Below are 17,027 nucleotides of genomic sequence, written 5' to 3'. Positions count from 1 at the left end.
AGCGCCGCCTGCATCACCGCTTCGCGCCTGTGTACAGAGGCCGCACCGCAGCAGAAGGCAGCGTTGGCCCAGTTTCGCCGGCGCAGGATCACATCATAAAACATGCGCGGATCGTTAAAAAAGGGATCGCGGCCGATGGTCACTGGCCCGACGAACTTCTGGGCGAGCCATCCCAGCCCGTATCCCGTTTTGCCTGCTTTTCGCCCAAGCCAGCGTGCGAGGTTTTCCCCCTCCGGCAGGTCGAAGAACCACTGCGGTGTCTGAACCCAGGCTACGTCAGGGTCGCGAAAGTAGCCCAGCGTGTGGCTGAGCAGGGTGGGGAAGACACGGGTATCGGCATCGCAAATGATCAGGAAATCACCGTCGGTTTGCTCAAGTCCGTTTCGCAAATTACCGGCCTTGAAGCCAATATTTGTCTGGCGGGAGATGTAGTTGGCGCCTTCCCGATCGCAGACGGCTTTCATCTCCGGGCGTCGGCCGTCATCGAGCACATGTACCCTGTAGTCCAGCGGGAAGGGGTAATCCATCTTCATGGCGTCCCGAATAGAAAGCCTGACCAGCTCTACATCTTCTGAATAGGTTGCGATAAAGAGATCGACCTTTATGGGTCTTGATGCTTCCGCGTCTTCGGGGCGCAGGCAATCATTGATCTCAACCGGCGGGGGATTTTGCGGCGGATCTTCTTCTTTCCACAGGTTAATGGTGAACAGCACGGTGCCGATCCAGGCCAGGGTTTCAGCCAGCACCAGCGGAATGGCATACCACAGCGCGTCGGTATTTAAGGAGGCTGTCCAGCGCCAGTAAAGATAATTAGCGCCTAAAATCAGCGCAGCAACCGCCAATACCTGCCATGTTAGCATTATCCAGCGCGGTGTCTTAAGCGGTTCAGGCGGCTGGCGATGTTCAAAACGGGTAAAATAAAAATCCATACAGAAGGATATCCTGTTTCCACGATAGATATTAATAACAGACCCGTTACCGACAGGGATCGCAAAACGAAAAAATCACGTCCGCAAACAAAAAGTAAAGTAAGTGTAGAACGTGGGGGAAATAATTCCAGAGGTGTTAATAGTCGATTATTTACATCTGCTTAATTAATTGTTAACCACGCTTAATAATATCGGAAGATCTTCCAAACATTGCCAGATGCTTTTCTTTACGCTATCTAAGTAAAATACAAGAAACTTTTTTAGCATGGAGAACGCGACGCCCCATGAGCCAGATTGCGCCTGTGCTTATAAAAAAAGATGCTGACAAACCAACAACATGGCGTTACGCCCTGGCGGATAAACGTGATTTACGTATTGATTTTATGCGCGGTATCGCGTTAGTGATGATGGTGGTGGCGCACACGGAAGTGATGTCGATATTTAATATATTTACCTGGGAAAGATTTGGTTTGGTCACTGGTGCCGAGGGTTTTGTCATCCTTTCCGGATTTATGCTGGGAATGTTAAACCGTGTCAGATTGCAAAAAGCGGTATTGTTGACTATATCCTGGGGGCTTTATCTGCGCGCGTGGAAAATATATCGCGTAAATATCATCATTATTCTTTCATTTTTACTGTTAGGATATCTTCCGTTTATTAACGTCTTTGAAGTTACCCATTTTACCGATCGTTACTCGGGGACAACCTGGTCACTGTATCCGGTGACGCCGCAAATTAAAGAAACCTGGTTTAACATTGTCCTCTACCTGCAAATTGGCCCTCATCAAACGCAAATCCTGGGGCTCTATATTTTTCTTCTGCTGTTAAGCCCCCTGTTTTTGGGAATGCTTCAGAAAGGATACGTCTACTGGCTGCTGGGTCTATCGTTACTCGTTTACGGCTGCTGGCAGGTGTGGCCGGTGCGGGTTACGCCGTCTCAGTTTGAATTCGCGTTTCCGCTGCTGGCCTGGCAGTTTATTTTTGTGCTGGGAATGTGCAGCGGCTGGTACAAAGAGGAGTTGATCTCCTTTGCCCGCACGCCCGCCGGTAAGGTAGTGCTCGTGGCGTTGGTGATGATTGCGCTGATTCTTGGCTTTATTGCCCAGAACCATACCAACCCGTTTATGCCGCCCGCGCTGCTCATGCACAGTCTTTCACCCGAGGACTTTAACGCTTTTTACCATACCTGGGCGGCGAAAAATGGCCTGGGACCCATCAGGGTGCTTAACGATATCAGCCTGATGGTGACGGTCTATCTGCTGCTGACCTGGTACTGGCTGCCCCTGTATCGCTTCGCGGGCTGGTTTCTTATCCCCCTGGGTCAGCATTCGCTTTATACCTTTATTTTGCACGTCTACGTCGTATTCCTGGTAAGCCAGTTCGTTACGTTCGATCTGTGGCGCCATGACTGGGCTGTGAACACCTTCATTCACGCGGCGACGCTGGGCGTGCTGTGGCTGATGGCGAAATATAATGTCGCCGCGCGCTGGATACCTAACTAAGGAAGGGCAGATGCGGGATAAATTTTTGCTGACCTGCGCACTATTGTGCGTTGCCACTGGGGCTGAGGCTGCGCCGAAGGACGATGCGGAATCGCTACGTGACAAGAACGGTGAGCCGGTGCAGGCTGGCGTGTTCACCAGCCGCTGGGGACGTCTGTTTTCAGGGAATGAAGACGTTTTCTCTGGCGCGCTGAGCTTTAGTTCCGGCCTGAAAGAGCAGTGGATGACCATCCCGAACAGCTCGGACAGCGCAGATCAGAAAAGAAAATACAACCAGACGCTCAATCTTAGCCTGCAATACTCACCCTACAGCTACTGGTTTGCCAACGTGACATCGAGGTTACCGGTGACGGACACCAGCCGCTACACGGCCGATTTTCGCTACAGCTTTGGCTATGACGACTGGCATGCCAACACGGTCAGCCTGGTTTACAGTAATTACGGGGATAACCGCTTCTGGACGTCAGGAACCCGTCGTCACACCTATTTTGAGCAGGGGGCCGTGACGCTGGCGTATAAATTTTCACTGCCGAAGCCCGTAGAGAACACGCTTCTGATCAACAAAGGCGACTCCATCATTTGCCAGATGGGCTACAGCTGGGTTCCGCGCTATTACGATCTGGACAGCAACGATATCCGCAAAAACAAGAACGTGGTATTGGGCGGGTGTGGTTATACCTTTAAGCAGCATTTTTTCGTACGCGCCACGGCGTTCTGGTTTCCGGACAGCAGCCAGCAGCAGCCCTGGAACGGCGACTACAGCTATAGCTTTGGCTATGCGGGTTATACGCCAGGTTCATTCTCTGTTCAGTATGCAAACTACTCCGGCACCCGTTACCCCGGCCACCAGAGCGGCAGCGGTAAATTCCGGGAAGGCACCGTCAGCGTCATCTGGTTCTTACCGCTATAGGAGGGCGTATGTTGTCCCAGCACGTCCTGATAGTTGAAGATTCACTGGTTTATCGTCGCCTGCTTAGCCGTATGCTGACGCAGTGGGGGTATATCGTCTACGAGGCGGAGAATGGCGTCGCCGCGCTTGAGATCCTTGAAAACCAGCCCGTCAGCCTGGTGATTAGCGACTGGGATATGCCGGAAATGGATGGCCTGACATTGTGCCGGGAGGTTCGCAGCCGCCAGTTCGGACATTATGTTTATGTAATTTTGCTTACCGCGCGCGAAGAGCCGGGCGATCTGACGGTGGGTTTTGACGCCGGTGCGGATGATTTTCTCAATAAGCCAGTCGAGCAGAGTGAGCTACGGGCGCGATTGCACGCGGGGGCACGGGTTTTGTCCCTTGAAGCCACGCTTGCTGCGCGTAATGCGCGCCTCAGCGAGGCGTTAAGGCAGATAGAGCAAGACCTTGAGGTGGCGGCACGGATCCAGCAGTCGGTTCTGCCCGCGCATCAGCTGCGCTACCGGGATTATTTTGCCGACTGGATTTTCCTGCCGTCAGCCTGGGTATCGGGCGATATTTTCAATGTCTTCCCTCTCGACAACCATCTGGGATTTTACTGTGTTGATGTGTCGGGGCACGGCGTCGGTGCGGCGATGATGTCACTTGCTGTTGCCCGTCAGTTTCTGCATGGCAGGGCGGTAGAGCGTTTTCTGTTTGCGGACGAGAGCGATGTTGCGTCCCCTGCAGAAGTCGTTCGGATCCTGAACGGTCGCTTTTGCAGCGAAGAGGCTGAGATAATGAGTTATTTCACCATGATTTACGGCGTTATCGACCTGGCGACAGGCGAAGGCAAGCTGTGCCAGGCCGGGCATCCTACACCGTTCATTGTGAACCCTGGTGGCGAGGTCAGGACGGTCGGTGAAGGCGGTGCGCCGGTAGGTTTGATGCCGGATCTCAGCTGGACAGACGTGAGCTTCTCGCTGGCACCGGGTGATCGCCTCTGCCTGTTTAGCGATGGTATTACCGAGTGTGAGAACCCTGATAACGAACAGTTTGGTCAGGCGCGTTTGCAGCGTCGGCTTCAGAGTGATGTCACGCTAGCGCTGGAACAGCTCTTACCGCAGTTTGCACAGCATCTTATACGCTGGCGCAGCGGAGAATGTCGTGAACAGCAGGCCATGGCCGATGATGTTTCCTTATTAGTAATTGAGCGTACAGGAGTAAACGATGAACATTGATACAGACCGGTTGAGCGAGGTAAACATTATGACCCCATCGGTGCGCCGACTGGACGCCTCGGTGGCGGCGGGATTTAAGGAAGCCATTGCCAGGGAGATTGGGGAAGATCGTAAATCCCTGATAGTCGATTTCAGCAAAATCGATTTTATCGACAGTAGCGGCCTTGGTGCGCTGGTTTCCCTGCTGAAAATGATGAACGGTAAAGGTGAAATGATGTTATGTGCGCTGAACCCCGGTATACGCAACATGTTTACCCTGACCCGTATGGATCGCATATTTCGCATCTGCCCGGATCGCGCAACGGCACTTGCGCAGCTAAATCAGTGAGTTGACTGTGGCTAACCACATCTCTTTTCCCGCCACGTTAACTTCAGTCTCGCCGCTTGCGGCATGGCTTGAGAGCCAGATGGCCTCGCTATCCGTCAGCGATGACTGGCGCTTTGCGCTCGATCTCGCCGCCTGTGAGACGGCTACCAACATTATTCGTCATGCGCTACATGAGGATCCGGAACGTTGCTTCACCGTGGAGTTCATCGCTACCGTCTCGGACGCGACGCTGCGTTTTACGGACGATGGCGATGAATTTCCCGCTGAACGTCTCGTGGCGGTGCGTGACGACGCGACCTTCGATGCCTCTCTTTTGGCTGAAAGCGGCAGAGGACTGAAACTCATTTTGTTGTATGTCGATAATTTCACGGTGGAAAACGTTGCAGGGAAAAATATCACCGTTCTGGAGAAGAGGATGGTCGGATAATGTTGACGTTTAAGAAGGCCCGGTGAGGGGCGGTATGTTGATAACCACAATGGCGCAGTGAACAGTCTGCGCCAGTATCGTGATGACGAGTATAAGCTCAGTCAGGCATTCGCCTGCCATTTCTCCTGTATCGCACCGGCCCGACGGGCCGTGGCAGGCAGGATGTCGGCATCCGCCACGTAGCCATCGGGATCGAGACAGCGATTGTGTTCTCTCGCCTGTTGCAGGATCGCTTCATCCCAGTAGAGGCGCTTACGCTGATCGCCGCGGGTCGTCAGAATAAACTCCGTTTTGCCGTCAACCGCGCGGTAGCGACGCCAGCTGTTTGCCGGAACAGAGATCACCGAACGTTCCGGAGCGATAACGCTCACTTCTTCGCCCGCCTCGTTCCAGGTGATCTCCAGCTGGCCTTTAAAGACCATAATGACCTGAATATCCGGGCAGAGATGGCGGCCCACAACGTGATCCTCGGCGAGACGCAGCCATTCGACGGAAAAACCGTGCGGGCTCACGATAGCGGGAGCGGAATCCCGATCCTGTGAAATGCCGAAACCGATAACCGGCGCAATTTCGCCGCCGTGTCCTGGCAGCACCGAATCCAGCAGTCCCTGGGCTGACCAGCAGCGGTCATCGCCGGTTACCGCACGCTGGCGCATCTCCTCAACGCTGTAGTCACGCAGCCCGGCAATATATTCCTCTGACAGCGGCGTCAGCAGCGCGGCGGGGTCAGGCCGCGGGTCGCCGGTTTCCTGTGTGATGAGCATGTTGTCTTTACTCAAATACATTCCGTATTCGCTGGCTGCCGCCAGCACGGAAGGATGCCAGATGATGCCGCCCGTGTTGTCCCCGCCGAGCACCGTAAACACCATACCGCTGGTCTCTTCTTTACTGACGTTGGTGAAACCGCGGAAGATCCAGGTCGGTATTGAAAGGATAGTGGGTGCGCTAAATTCAGCTTCATGCTCGCCGTTGGCACCCCAGCGAAAACGCCATGTTCCTTCATGGATCAGGAACACCTCGGCGGTGAAATGCAGATGCAGATTATTCGTCACCCCTTTCGGCATAGCCGCCGCGCCAATGTTAAAGCCGTGCGGCTCGGGAATATTGACGACCTGCTCGCTGGACTGGGTTACACCCGGGCCGATGAAGGAATAGTTTTGTTTGAGATGCGAGCCGGGTAGCTTGCAATCAATAAAAGCAAGATTACAGGAAACCATGTCCTCGGGGGCGATTAACCGTGTTCGTGCCTGACTCTGGGTAAGATGGATGGTTTTCATTATTTCTCCTTTTAATAACCGGATGCACCGGTGGTAGGGATAGCGTTGCCGCGGGCGAGGGCAATGGCTTCACGCGAGGCGCGACCCAGTTGCATAACGTCGTTTGCAGGGGTAACAAACTGAAAACCCTGATCAATGCGCGCTGCGGCGGCCGCGCCGGAAGTGCAGAAAATTCCGGCAATCTTCTGCTGCTGGCGGCAGCAGTGAATCACCCGCTCAATAGCAGCAAGCATTTCGGGATGTTGGGATTCGGCGCTGGCGCTGCCGGTCAGCGTCAGTGAGAGATCGTTGGGGCCAATAAACACACCGTCCAGCCCTTCGGTATCAAGGATGGCGTCAAGATCAGCCAGCCCTTCGCGGGTTTCAATCATCGCCAGCGTCAGGATCTCGTTGTTAGCGTGCTGTGGATAATCAATGCCGCCGTAGAGTAGACCTCTGGCCGGACCAAAGGAGCGAACACCCAGCGGTGGATAGCGACAGGCAGCGACAAAACGGCGAGCCTGTTCCGCGCTGGAGATCATCGGGCAGATTACGCCGTAGGCTCCTGCGTCTAATACGCGCATGATTTGCGCCGGATCGTTATCTGCCACCCGCACCAGCGGCACGGCAGGCGTGGCCGATAGCGCCTGTAGCATTGACAGCGCGCTGGCAAAATCAATCATGCCGTGCTGCAAATCGACGGTGACGGCGTCGTAACCCTGATGGCCCATAATTTCCGCGCTATAACCGGACGGGATCGCCAGCCAGCCGTTTATGATGGGAGTATTTTCCAGAAATGCGGTCTTTAAACTGTTTTTGCGCACTGTATGCACTCCGTTATCCACTGACGCAGCAGCGGCGCGATCTCATCCGGGGTTTCCAGCGGAATAAAATGCCCGCCAGCCTCCACCGTATGTCTGGTCACGTTCGCGTTGCCTGTGGCCAGTAGCTGATGATGATGGGGCGTGCAGATAACGTCCTGCGCGCCGTTTAGAAGTAATGTGGGGCAGGAGAGGGCGTTAAACGCAGTCCGGTTGTCCTGCCGGTGAATGGCCATTTCCGTTTGCCCGGCAAAGGTCTCAATGCCGCACTCTTGCGCCATTCGGCAAATAGTCTCTTGCAGGATCCGATCGGACAGACGTGACGGGGCGACATAGCTCTGCCACAGCGAGGAGACCAGCCAGTCGGCCAGGCCCCGCGCCTGTGCGGTGCGTACCGCTTCCCGGCGTGAAGCGAGGGTGTCTGGCGCAACGGGCAACGGATTAACGGAAATCAGCGTCAGCCCGTTCACTCTTTCTGGCGCGTCGGCGGCCATTTGCAGCGCGACTATGGCACCGAGAGAAAACCCTGCCAGCAGAAAGCGCGGCGGCAGAACCTCTAATAACCGCCGTGACGCCTGCGGCGCGGACTCCGCACCCGTCAGCGTAATACACGACACCGCTGCGACATTCAGCCGTTCAATGACGGGCTGCCAGAGCCGGGCGTTACAAAGCGTGCCACCAAGCAGCACCAGTGGCAGATCGGTATTGTCCAGAAGCGGATATTCCATTGCATCCCTCACGTAGCCGTCCAGCCGCCGTCAACCATCAGGGCACTGCCGGTGATCAGCCCGGCGGCATCTGAGGCGAGAAACACTACCGGGCCCATAATGTCCTCCAGCCTGCCTAACCGGCGCAGCTTGATGTTGTCCAGCACGTAGTGGCGGAACGCCGGATCGGCAAGCGCCGGGCGCGTCAGGTCGGTTTCAATGAAGGTCGGGCACAGCGTATTAACGCGGATCCCCGCATCGCCCAGCTCCAGCGCCATCGTTCGGGTTAACCCTTCAAGCGCGAATTTGGAGGCACAGTACACGCTACGCTCGGGGCCACCAACGTGTCCCATTTGCGATGAGATGTGAATAATCGACCCTCCCTTACCGCCCGCCCGCATTCTGCGCGCCACGCGCTGGCTGACAAAAAAGGTGGCGCGCAGGTTAAGCGCCATCACCGCATCGAAATTGTCCTCGTTCACCTCAAGAAACGGCTGGTGGCGGGCCAGCCCGGCACTGTTCACCAGAATGTCGGGCGTGGGCAATGTCGCCAGCACACGCTCCACCTCCTGAGCGTCGGTAATATCCAGCTCCAGCGGGTGAAATGCGAGCCTGTGTTCCGCTGCCAGACTTGCGGCATGCGCCAGCGCCTCGCGGCCCCGGGCGGCGATCCATACCTCTGCGCCCGCCTGTGCAAGGGCGACGGCGGCAGCGAAGCCAATCCCTCTTGACCCGCCGGTTACCAGCGCGCGTTTGCCGTGCAGGGTGAAAGAGGGCGTTTGCAAAAGCGTCATGGCTTACACCTTTTCCCTGACCGGGGCCGGTGTGGCGTAGGGAACCTCCGTCTGGCCATAACGGCGCACGCGAATATTGGCCTGCTCGGCATGTCCGGCGAACCCTTCCAGCAGCGACAGACGCGAACAATAGCTGCCGATTTCGGCGGTGGCTTCGTCGCTGAGGACTTTCTGGAAGGTGCAGGTTTTCATGAACTTGCCCACCCACAGGCCGCCGGTATAGCGTGCGGCTTTTTGCGTCGGCAGGGTGTGGTTGGTTCCGATCACCTTATCGCCGTAGGCCACGTTAGTACGCGGCCCAAGGAACAGCGCGCCGTAATTGGTCAGGTTAGCCAGGAACCAGTCGTCCCGGTCGGTCATCACCTGAACATGTTCGGAAGCGATACGATCTGCCTCCAGCAGCATCTCTTCGTAGCTGTCGCAGACGATGATTTCCCCGTAGTCCTGCCAGGACTGGCGGGCAATGTCGGCGGTAGGGAGCTTTTCCAGCAGCCGTTCCACTTCGCTGAGCGTCTCTTTGGCAAGCTGGAGCGAGTTCGTCAGCAGGATGGCAGGGGTGGTGACGCCGTGTTCGGCCTGGCCCAGCAGATCCGTGGCGCACATTTCCGCGTCAACGGTGTCATCGGCAATCACCAGCGTTTCCGTCGGACCGGCAAACAGATCGATACCTACCCGGCCGAACAGCTGGCGTTTGGCCTCCGCGACGAAGGCGTTACCGGGGCCGACCAGCATGTCGACTGGTGCCAGCGAGTCCGTGCCCAGCGCCATGGCGCCTATCGCCTGAATGCCGCCAAGGGCATAGATTTCCGTTGCGCCAGCCATTTTTTGCGCCGCGACAATCGCCGGGGCGGGCTGACCGTTAAACGGCGGGGCACAGCTGATAATTCTTGAGCACCCCGCCACGCTGGCGGTGATAATCGACATGTGCGCGGAGGCGAGCAGGGGATATTTTCCGCCAGGCACGTAACATCCCACGGCGTTAATCGGAATATTTTTATGCCCGAGAATAACGCCGGGACGCGTTTCAATTTCCAGATCCCGCAGGCATTCTTTCTGCGCGCGGGCAAAATTCGCCACCTGCTGTTGGGCGAATTCAATATCCTGAATATCCTGGCGGCTTAACTGTTTTATGCAGCGGTCGATCTCCGCGGGGGTCAGACGATAATCCTGACGGTCATAACGATCGAATTTAATGGATAATTCGCGAATGGCTTTATTTCCACGTTTTTCAATATCTGCAAGTATTTGCTCAACCGTTTCTCTTATTTGCTGGTTGGCTTGCTGGCGCTCTTCGGTAGATTTACCGGTTTTTAATTTCCAGGACACACGCTTCTCCTTACCTTTTTTAGATGTCAGTTGTCCTCCCGGCAGACCGGGAAAGGGTGTTTACTTCAGAGTGGGTTATTGATCCGGCGCGGCGGCGTACGCACCGTTTTTTAATAATTGGGCTGAGGTTTGCGTTTTACGGGCATATACCCATCGAGCGGACAGCGGCGTGGCAATAGCGGCCACAACGGAAAGGGCGGCAATCAATATATAACCGGACGACAGGTTAATATGTTGCATCATTACGCCCATCATTACCGGCCCGACAAACATGCCGCAGGAATAAATGGTCTGGAATAGTCCCATTCGCGTGGATTGTTCATCAGACGAGGTATTCACTACGCTGAGCGACATAAATGCGGCAAAGGCCATACCGAACGAAAAACCTGCCAGCGCCTGCCACAGGTAAATGACGTACATATTGCTGGTAAAGGGAATGCCGAAGGTGGAGATCACCTGTAAAACGATGCCGAGCACGGCGGTTTTTACCAGCCCAAGGCGCTGATAAAACACCGAGCTGCACAGGGCGATGGCCAGTCCGTAAAACAGAAGGTGGATGTTTCCGAGCACCGCGAGGATCCCCGCCCGGGCGCCGAGCTGTTCGGCGTAGACCGGCGTCAGGGTGTCCCGGGTGGCGAAGGGCACCAGAATGACGACGGTCGCCAGGATGCCAATCAGCCAGACGGAACGGTCGGCCAGCTGCTGGCGCGCGCCGGTGATGCAGGCTTTAAGCGTGGGGGCCTGCACCGGGTCGTGCACGTCCTGAATGCGGGTCGTCAGGATCAGCGCCACCAGGGCGGAGATGCAGGAGACAAAAAAGGCGATGTTATTGGCAAAATAGTGAATCAGCACCGCGCCAATACAGTTGCCGAGAAACACGCCGATGGGCCCTGCCAGCGCCAGCAGCGCGACGGCGGCAGGGGCTTCGTTGCGACCGAAGTAACGCATGAACAGGATGTTGTACAGCACCCATGTCGCCGCCGTGACGCCGTCTGCCGCTTTCGCCAGATACAGCGTAATGGCATTGGGTTCAAGCCAGGCAATTGGCCAGGCGATAATTGGCAGCAGCAGGCCAATCTGGATGAAGATCCTGCGGCTTTTAACCACGTCGGAAATAATGCCTAACGGGAAGCGTATCAGAAGGGTTGCCAGCCCGGATGCGCCCATGATGATGCCCATGATCTGTGGCTCAATGCCCTGGTTGATCATCATGGGGGCCAGGAATGCATCAATGCTATGGATGCAGATAAAGAACAGGATGCTGATGATGAAAAAGAGCCGGGCTTCCCGACGGCGTAACAGTGCTTGAAACATGGTTTTGAACCTCTTAAGAATTAATGGGTTATAACCAGTCAGGGACGACGTTTACCGGTTCAATCCTTTGGGCGACTCCTGTTCTCTCCGGTACCATTGACGGTATGAAAACTCTTTGCATACGTATTCAAGATTTGAAGTTACGAAAAGGTTTCATGTTTGTAAAGTGATCTCGATCTTGTTGTGAGAATTTTAATTTTTTGTGTTGCATACGCATGCAAAGGTGGTGTAAGTATAAAAAACACCCACTTGCTGAGGCGTTTGAAGCACGCGCAAATGGGCAGGACGTTGATAAGGAATCAGGGGTAATGAAACGTAAGACTTTTGCAGCAGTCACATCCCAACAGGTCGCTCAACTGGCGGGGGTATCGCAATCTGCGGTGTCGCGAACGTTCACGCCGGGGGCCAGCATTTCACCGGCAACGCGTGAAAAAGTGCTGAAGGCGGCGCGCGAGTTGGGCTATCGCCCGAATGCGATAGCCCGTTCGCTCAACACGGCGCGTTCGCGCATTATCGGTGTCGTCATTTCTTACTTTGATAACCCCTTTTACTCGCAGGTGCTGGAGGCGCTGGCACAAAAGCTGGATACGCTGAACTATCACCTGCTGCTGTTCGTTGGCGACCGGGACGGTAACGTTGACCGTATTTTTGACCAGATTATGCAGTACCGGGTGGATGGCATTGTGCTGGCCTCGGTGACGCTGTCGCTGGAGTTGTCCGAGGAGTGTCTTGCCGCCGGGATCCCGGTAGTGCTGTTTAACCGCAGCGAAGAGAGTGGCATGGCCTCCAGCGTCAACAGTAATAACGAAGCGGCCGCGCGGCAGATTGCCGAGTTTCTGCTGGCGGGGGAGCACAAGCGTTTTGCCTACGTGGGCGGCGTGGCGGATTCCCCGGTCAATATCGCCCGCCAGCACGGGTTCATCTCCACGCTGGAAGAACATGGCATCACCGATGTGCGGGTGGTGCACGGGAATTACGACGCTCAGCAAACCACCCGGGCGGCTTATACCCTGTTTTCGGCGTCGCCAGCGCCGGATGCGGTCTTTGTCGCCAACGATCATATGGCCGTCACGGTAATGGATGTGGCGCGCTATGAGTTTGGTTTGCGCATTCCGGAGGAGGTCTCCATTGTCGGGTATGACGACATCGGCCCTTCCGGCTGGCCCTCTTATGCGTTGACTTCGGCGTCGCAGCCGGTCGGCGCGATGGTAGATGCCACGGTGGAACTGTTAATGAAGCAAATTGACAGCGGAACCATAGAGCCTGAACAGATTACGGTGCCCGGTACGCTGGTGATACGCCACTCGGCGCGTCGCCCACGCAGCGGCGTTATCGAAAACAATGGTTTAACGCTATTCCAGTCTAAGGAGCGCACATGACCAGATTGCGGGGCTTCAGCCCTCAATTCGACTCTATCCAGCAGTTCATTTTGACGCTGACGCACGTGGTGTGGGAGCAGAAAGATATCGGCCAGCTGGCGGATTTTTACGCCACGCCGGTGGTTTTCACTACCCCTGAAAAACAGCTGCATGAGCTTTCCCAGTTTATGCGCCTGACGCTTGAGGCGATGCACAGCTTCCCGCAGCGAGCGGTGCTGACGGAGGATATTCTGTGCAGCCAGAACCCGGGGGACGAGTACTATGCGGCTCAGCGTACCGTAGCCCGCATTCAGCATCAGGGGGAGGGATTTTTTGGCCCGCCGACCGGGAAAAATGTCTGGGTCCGCACCTGGGCCGATCGCATCTGTGTTGATGGGGCCGTACGCCAGGAGTGGCTGCTTCAGGATCGTGCAGCGATTGTGGCGCAACTGGGGCTGGATATCCGCGAATTTGCCTTTAACCTGGCGACCATGCGCCAGCAGCTTGGCGTGGAGGCGGTCTCTGCCGAGACGCTGGATGCCCGCTGGGCGGGCGGGCCCGAGGGCGACGACGTAGAAGGGGCGCTGGCAGGCGTCGTTGAGCGCTACTTAACCATGTGGGCGGGCGGTAACAGTGGCGTGGTGCCCGGTCTCTATCACCCGGCGGCGACGCTTTACGCGCCGGGTCATTGCCTCTGCACCGGTGAGCAGGAAATTGGCGCACAGCTTTCTGGCTACCGCGCTTCATTTGCCGACAGCGAAACGCAGCTCCATCATCTGATTGTGCGTAAAGATCCTAACGAGCCGATTCGGCTTTCCCTGCGCTGGTCGTTATTAACCTGGCATGACGGTTACGGCAAATTTGGTGCGCCAACCCGTAAACCCATATCAATTACCGGTATCAGCCAGCTTGAATTACGTGATGGTTTAATTTTCCGTGAATATCTGGGGATCGATGAATTAGCGATCTGGTCGCAAATAGTGAATTAACAGGGGCGGCAGCCCCCTTATTCTGGCTGCCGAAAATAATCGAGTTTAATTCACCCTCACTTACGGGTGCGGGTTCCTATTGTCTGAAAACAGAGCAGGAGTTTATATGTCTTCCACCGAAGCAACAAATAAAGCACCAGCCGTACCCGAAAAAAGCAGCGTGAAATCGCTGAAAGAGGAACCTGTATTACAGGTGGAGCGTCGTGATTTTGTCGATCTGGTACCGGAAAAAAGACCGCGCGTGCAATCATTACGCGGCTTTGATGACTGCTATACCGATATTGTCGATTATATAGTTCGCTGCACCCATAAAATATGGGACGAGCGCGATGTCGGCTTAATTTATTCTCACTATACCCATAACTGCGTGCTGTATAACGCGCTGGGGACACTCTATAACCGTGAGCAGGTGGTACAGGATACGCTGCAGCGTTTAATTGCCTTCCCGGAGCGGCGCGGCATGGCAACTCAGGTTATCTGGAACGGAAATGATGTTGACGGTTTTTATACCTCTCACCTGGTGACGGGAAGCGGGCGGCATACCCAGCACAGCCATTTAGGCAAGCCGACCAACCGCACCTTCGTTACCCGTACCGTGGCAGATTGCATGATCCACGAGAATAAAATTTACCGGGAGTGGGTGGTCAGCGACAACATGTCGTTAATGAAACAGCTTGGCCTGAATACCGATCTAATCGCATTTAATATGGCAAAGGAGCAGTTTGATAAAGGCTTCCGCGTGATGGACATCGGCGAAAATGGCCGCATGCTGGGACAATATCCGCCGGAGATGGAGTGCGATGTATCCATTGCACACACCGATACGGAAGAGCAGTGTCTGCGCTGGCTGCACGAGATCTACAATCGTCGGATGTTCGGCAAAATCAAAGAGGTTTACGCCCCTAACGTGCAGTGGCATGGCCCGCTGATGAAAGAGCTGTACGGCACCGCGGCGGTAACCCATCAGACGCTGGCGCTGGTGGGGATGATCCCTGACGGCGCGTGGCTGCCGCAGCATATCTGTTCCAACCCGTGCGATGAAGGCGGCGTCAAAGTGGCGGTTCGCTGGATCATCGAAGGGCATCACCTGGGTTACGGCGAACTGGGCAAGCCGACCGGAGAACGACTGTTCGTGATGGGCATGTCGCACTACCACATCGTCAACGGCAAAATTGTTGATGAATGGGTCGTGTATGACCACCTGGCGCTGCTGGCGCAAATCAAACTCGGCCAGATGGAGGACGCGTAAATGTTAAATCAGGTGAGCTGGATTAAGCGCCCGCAGGGGCAGGATGCGCAGGCCGATCGTTCCCTGACGGAGAAGGTCAGCGCCATTATCGAGCGCGTGAAAACCGAAGGCGATACGGCGCTAAGAGCCTTTTCGCAGCAGTTTGATAACGTCGTGCCGACGCACTTTGAGGTGAGCGAGCAGGAGATCGCCGAAGCACTGCAGGGGATGGATGCCCAGACGCGCCGCGACAGCGAGTTTGCTATTAATCAGGTGCGTCGTTTTGCGCAGGCGCAGCTGGCGACCATGCAGCCGCTGGAAGTTGAGACGCTGCCTGGCGTACATCTCGGTCACCGGATCATCCCGGTGCAGACGGTGGGCTGCTACGTGCCGGGTGGGCGTTACCCGATCCTCTCTGCGCCGGTGATGTCGATTGTCCCTGCGACGGTGGCGGGCTGCGAACAGATCATCGCCTGTCTGCCGCCGGGAGCGCATCCTGCGATGATCGCGGTTTGCCATCTGGCGGGCGCGCACCGCATTTTCAGGGTAGGTGGCGCGCAGGCCATTGCGGCCATGGCCTGGGGAACGGAGAGCATTCCATCGGTGGACAAAATCGTTGGGCCAGGCAACGCCTTCGTTAACGAAGCGAAACGCCAGGTGTTTGGTCGAGTCGGCATTGATGCCCTCGCCGGGCCGAGCGAGATTTTCACTATCGCTGACGACAGCGCCGATCCGCGCATTCTGGCCGCCGATATGCTGGCGCAGGCAGAACACGATATTCATACCCGCGTCGGGCTGGCGACAACCAGCCGGGATATCGCTGAGCGTACCCTGGCGGAGGTTGAGCGTCAGCTTGCCAGCCTGCCAACGGCCGCCACGGCGGGGGAGGCGTGGCGCCGGCAGGGTGAGATTGTGCTCTGCGAAGATGAAGCACAGCTGATTGCGTTTGCTGACCATATGGCGACGGAGCATTTGCAGGTGCATACCCGCGATCCGCACGCGACGGCGGCGAAGATCCGCAACTATGGCTCGCTGTTTATTGGTCAGAACGCCAGCGTGGTGTTCTCTGATAAATGCTGCGGCACCAACCATACGTTACCGACGATGGCGGCGGCACGCTATACCGGCGGTCTGTGGGTTGGGGCGTACGTCAAAATCTGTACCCATCAGTGGATTGACGAGCAGGGTATCCCGGCAATCGCAGAACCGGCGATCCGCCAGAGCCGTACCGAGGGGATGCAGGGGCACCGACGGGCGGCGGAAATTCGTCTGCGTCCGCAGGACATTGATGCCATTACTACCGGCATGCGGGACTAAAACGTATCCCGGGCAGCCTTCTGCCCGGTTTTCATCACGAGGGAGCCTGAGACTATGAAGCGCCTGATACCGCCAGACGACTGCCCGGAGGAAATTGCCCGCCGTCTCGACGTCATTCAGCAGCACCGGGCGCTCAACGCGATCCTCGGGGTTAACCCTGACGCCATGTCTCAGGCGGAACAGCATCAGCAGCAGCGTCGACGCGGGGAGCCGATCGGCCCCCTGCACGGCGTGCCGTTGATCGTCAAAGATAATATTGCCTGCGCACCGATGCCCATTACTCTTGGCTGCCGGGCGCTGGCCTCACTTAACGCGATGTCGGATGCGCTTGTTATACAGCGGTTGCGCAGGGCAGGAGCGATTATCCTCGCCAGAGCGAATATGTCCGAGTTTGCTTTTGACGTGCGCTCGCGAAGCTCGCTGGGGGGCGATGTGGCAAACCCGCTTCGCCCGTCACTCACCGCCGGAGGTTCCAGCGGAGGATGCGCCGCGGCGGTGGCGGCGGGGATGGCGGATGGCGCATTGGGTACCGATACCGGCGGCTCTATCCGCATTCCCTGTAGCTATACCGGGCTGGTGGGGCTACGGCCTGCTTTTC

General features: G+C 56.3%; 17 protein-coding genes. 10 read left to right on the top strand and 7 right to left on the bottom strand.

Features of this window, described 5'->3' with window-relative positions; genetic code table 11:
• Nucleotides 1-929 (bottom strand): glycosyltransferase (locus tag HP459_RS13400; protein WP_171936321.1); only part of this gene is annotated, 929 nt, incomplete at its 3' end.
• A 284-nt stretch (nucleotides 930-1,213) separates the two neighbouring features.
• Here HP459_RS13400 and opgC point away from each other — a divergent pair.
• From opgC to HP459_RS13375, 5 genes are read left to right on the top strand one after another with little or no spacing between them, the layout of a single operon-like run.
• Nucleotides 1,214-2,431, top strand: a complete 1,218-nt coding sequence (opgC, locus tag HP459_RS13395) for an OpgC domain-containing protein (RefSeq protein WP_094948225.1) — start codon at nucleotides 1,214-1,216, stop codon at nucleotides 2,429-2,431.
• Between the two features lie 10 nt (nucleotides 2,432-2,441).
• Nucleotides 2,442-3,341 (top strand): hypothetical protein, encoded by a 900-nt coding sequence (locus tag HP459_RS13390; protein ID WP_171936320.1) that lies wholly within the window; start codon nucleotides 2,442-2,444, stop codon nucleotides 3,339-3,341.
• Between the two features lie 8 nt (nucleotides 3,342-3,349).
• On the top strand, nucleotides 3,350-4,564 hold the full coding sequence (locus HP459_RS13385) for a PP2C family protein-serine/threonine phosphatase (RefSeq protein ID WP_046621202.1): 1,215 nt from the start codon (nucleotides 3,350-3,352) through the stop codon (nucleotides 4,562-4,564).
• Entirely contained in the window at nucleotides 4,554-4,892 is a 339-nt protein-coding gene (locus HP459_RS13380; RefSeq protein ID WP_046621201.1) for an STAS domain-containing protein, read from the top strand. Before HP459_RS13385 ends, HP459_RS13380 begins: the two co-directional genes overlap by 11 nt.
• A 7-nt stretch (nucleotides 4,893-4,899) precedes the next feature.
• On the top strand, nucleotides 4,900-5,319 hold the full coding sequence (locus HP459_RS13375) for an ATP-binding protein (protein ID WP_276350320.1): 420 nt from the start codon (nucleotides 4,900-4,902) through the stop codon (nucleotides 5,317-5,319).
• A 101-nt stretch (nucleotides 5,320-5,420) separates the two neighbouring features.
• On the opposite strand, the gene HP459_RS13370 is transcribed toward HP459_RS13375, so the two are convergent.
• The 6 genes from HP459_RS13370 to HP459_RS13345 form a co-directional block, all read right to left on the bottom strand.
• Nucleotides 5,421-6,596, bottom strand: coding sequence for a cupin (locus HP459_RS13370; RefSeq protein ID WP_171936319.1), 1,176 nt, complete (start codon nucleotides 6,594-6,596; stop codon nucleotides 5,421-5,423).
• A gap of 11 nt (nucleotides 6,597-6,607) precedes the next feature.
• Nucleotides 6,608-7,399 carry an HpcH/HpaI aldolase/citrate lyase family protein gene (locus tag HP459_RS13365; protein ID WP_023306782.1) on the bottom strand — a complete coding sequence of 264 codons (792 nt, stop codon included), beginning with the start codon at nucleotides 7,397-7,399 and terminating at the stop codon, nucleotides 6,608-6,610.
• Entirely contained in the window at nucleotides 7,381-8,124 is a 744-nt protein-coding gene (locus tag HP459_RS13360; protein ID WP_154051523.1) for an alpha/beta fold hydrolase, read from the bottom strand. Before HP459_RS13360 ends, HP459_RS13365 begins: the two co-directional genes overlap by 19 nt.
• Nucleotides 8,125-8,132: 8 nt before the next feature.
• Nucleotides 8,133-8,897 carry an SDR family NAD(P)-dependent oxidoreductase gene (locus tag HP459_RS13355; protein ID WP_032625875.1) on the bottom strand — a complete coding sequence of 255 codons (765 nt, stop codon included), beginning with the start codon at nucleotides 8,895-8,897 and terminating at the stop codon, nucleotides 8,133-8,135.
• A gap of 3 nt (nucleotides 8,898-8,900) precedes the next feature.
• Complete coding sequence (gene hisD, locus HP459_RS13350) at nucleotides 8,901-10,223, bottom strand: histidinol dehydrogenase (RefSeq protein WP_022649096.1); 1,323 nt, start codon at nucleotides 10,221-10,223, stop codon at nucleotides 8,901-8,903.
• A gap of 75 nt (nucleotides 10,224-10,298) precedes the next feature.
• A complete protein-coding gene (locus tag HP459_RS13345) occupies nucleotides 10,299-11,537 on the bottom strand; it encodes an MFS transporter (protein WP_022649095.1) in 1,239 nt (412 codons plus the stop codon).
• Nucleotides 11,538-11,845: 308 nt separating this feature from the next.
• On the opposite strand from HP459_RS13345, the gene HP459_RS13340 reads away from it, so the two are divergent.
• From HP459_RS13340 to HP459_RS13320, 5 genes are all read left to right on the top strand, one after another.
• Complete coding sequence (locus HP459_RS13340) at nucleotides 11,846-12,916, top strand: LacI family DNA-binding transcriptional regulator (RefSeq protein ID WP_171936318.1); 1,071 nt, start codon at nucleotides 11,846-11,848, stop codon at nucleotides 12,914-12,916.
• Nucleotides 12,913-13,884, top strand: a complete 972-nt coding sequence (locus HP459_RS13335; RefSeq protein WP_022649093.1) for a nuclear transport factor 2 family protein — start codon at nucleotides 12,913-12,915, stop codon at nucleotides 13,882-13,884. Before HP459_RS13340 ends, HP459_RS13335 begins: the two co-directional genes overlap by 4 nt.
• 106 nt (nucleotides 13,885-13,990) lie before the next feature.
• Nucleotides 13,991-15,133 carry an ester cyclase gene (locus HP459_RS13330; RefSeq protein WP_150326356.1) on the top strand — a complete coding sequence of 381 codons (1,143 nt, stop codon included), beginning with the start codon at nucleotides 13,991-13,993 and terminating at the stop codon, nucleotides 15,131-15,133.
• The gene (gene hisD / locus HP459_RS13325; protein WP_045308434.1) at nucleotides 15,134-16,429 is read left to right on the top strand and encodes a histidinol dehydrogenase; all 1,296 of its coding nucleotides are present in this window, start codon (nucleotides 15,134-15,136) and stop codon (nucleotides 16,427-16,429) included. It begins immediately after the preceding gene.
• A gap of 54 nt (nucleotides 16,430-16,483) precedes the next feature.
• Nucleotides 16,484-17,027: amidase (locus tag HP459_RS13320; RefSeq protein ID WP_171936317.1), on the top strand; the 544-nt coding region annotated here is incomplete at its 3' end.

It is taken from the genome of Enterobacter sp. CM29, from assembly GCF_013179605.1.
In the GTDB taxonomy this organism is placed as follows: Bacteria; Pseudomonadota; Gammaproteobacteria; order Enterobacterales; family Enterobacteriaceae; genus Enterobacter; species Enterobacter intestinihominis.
The sequence above is the reverse complement of the archived record's forward strand: the minus strand, read 5'-3'. Positions and strand labels throughout refer to the sequence as shown.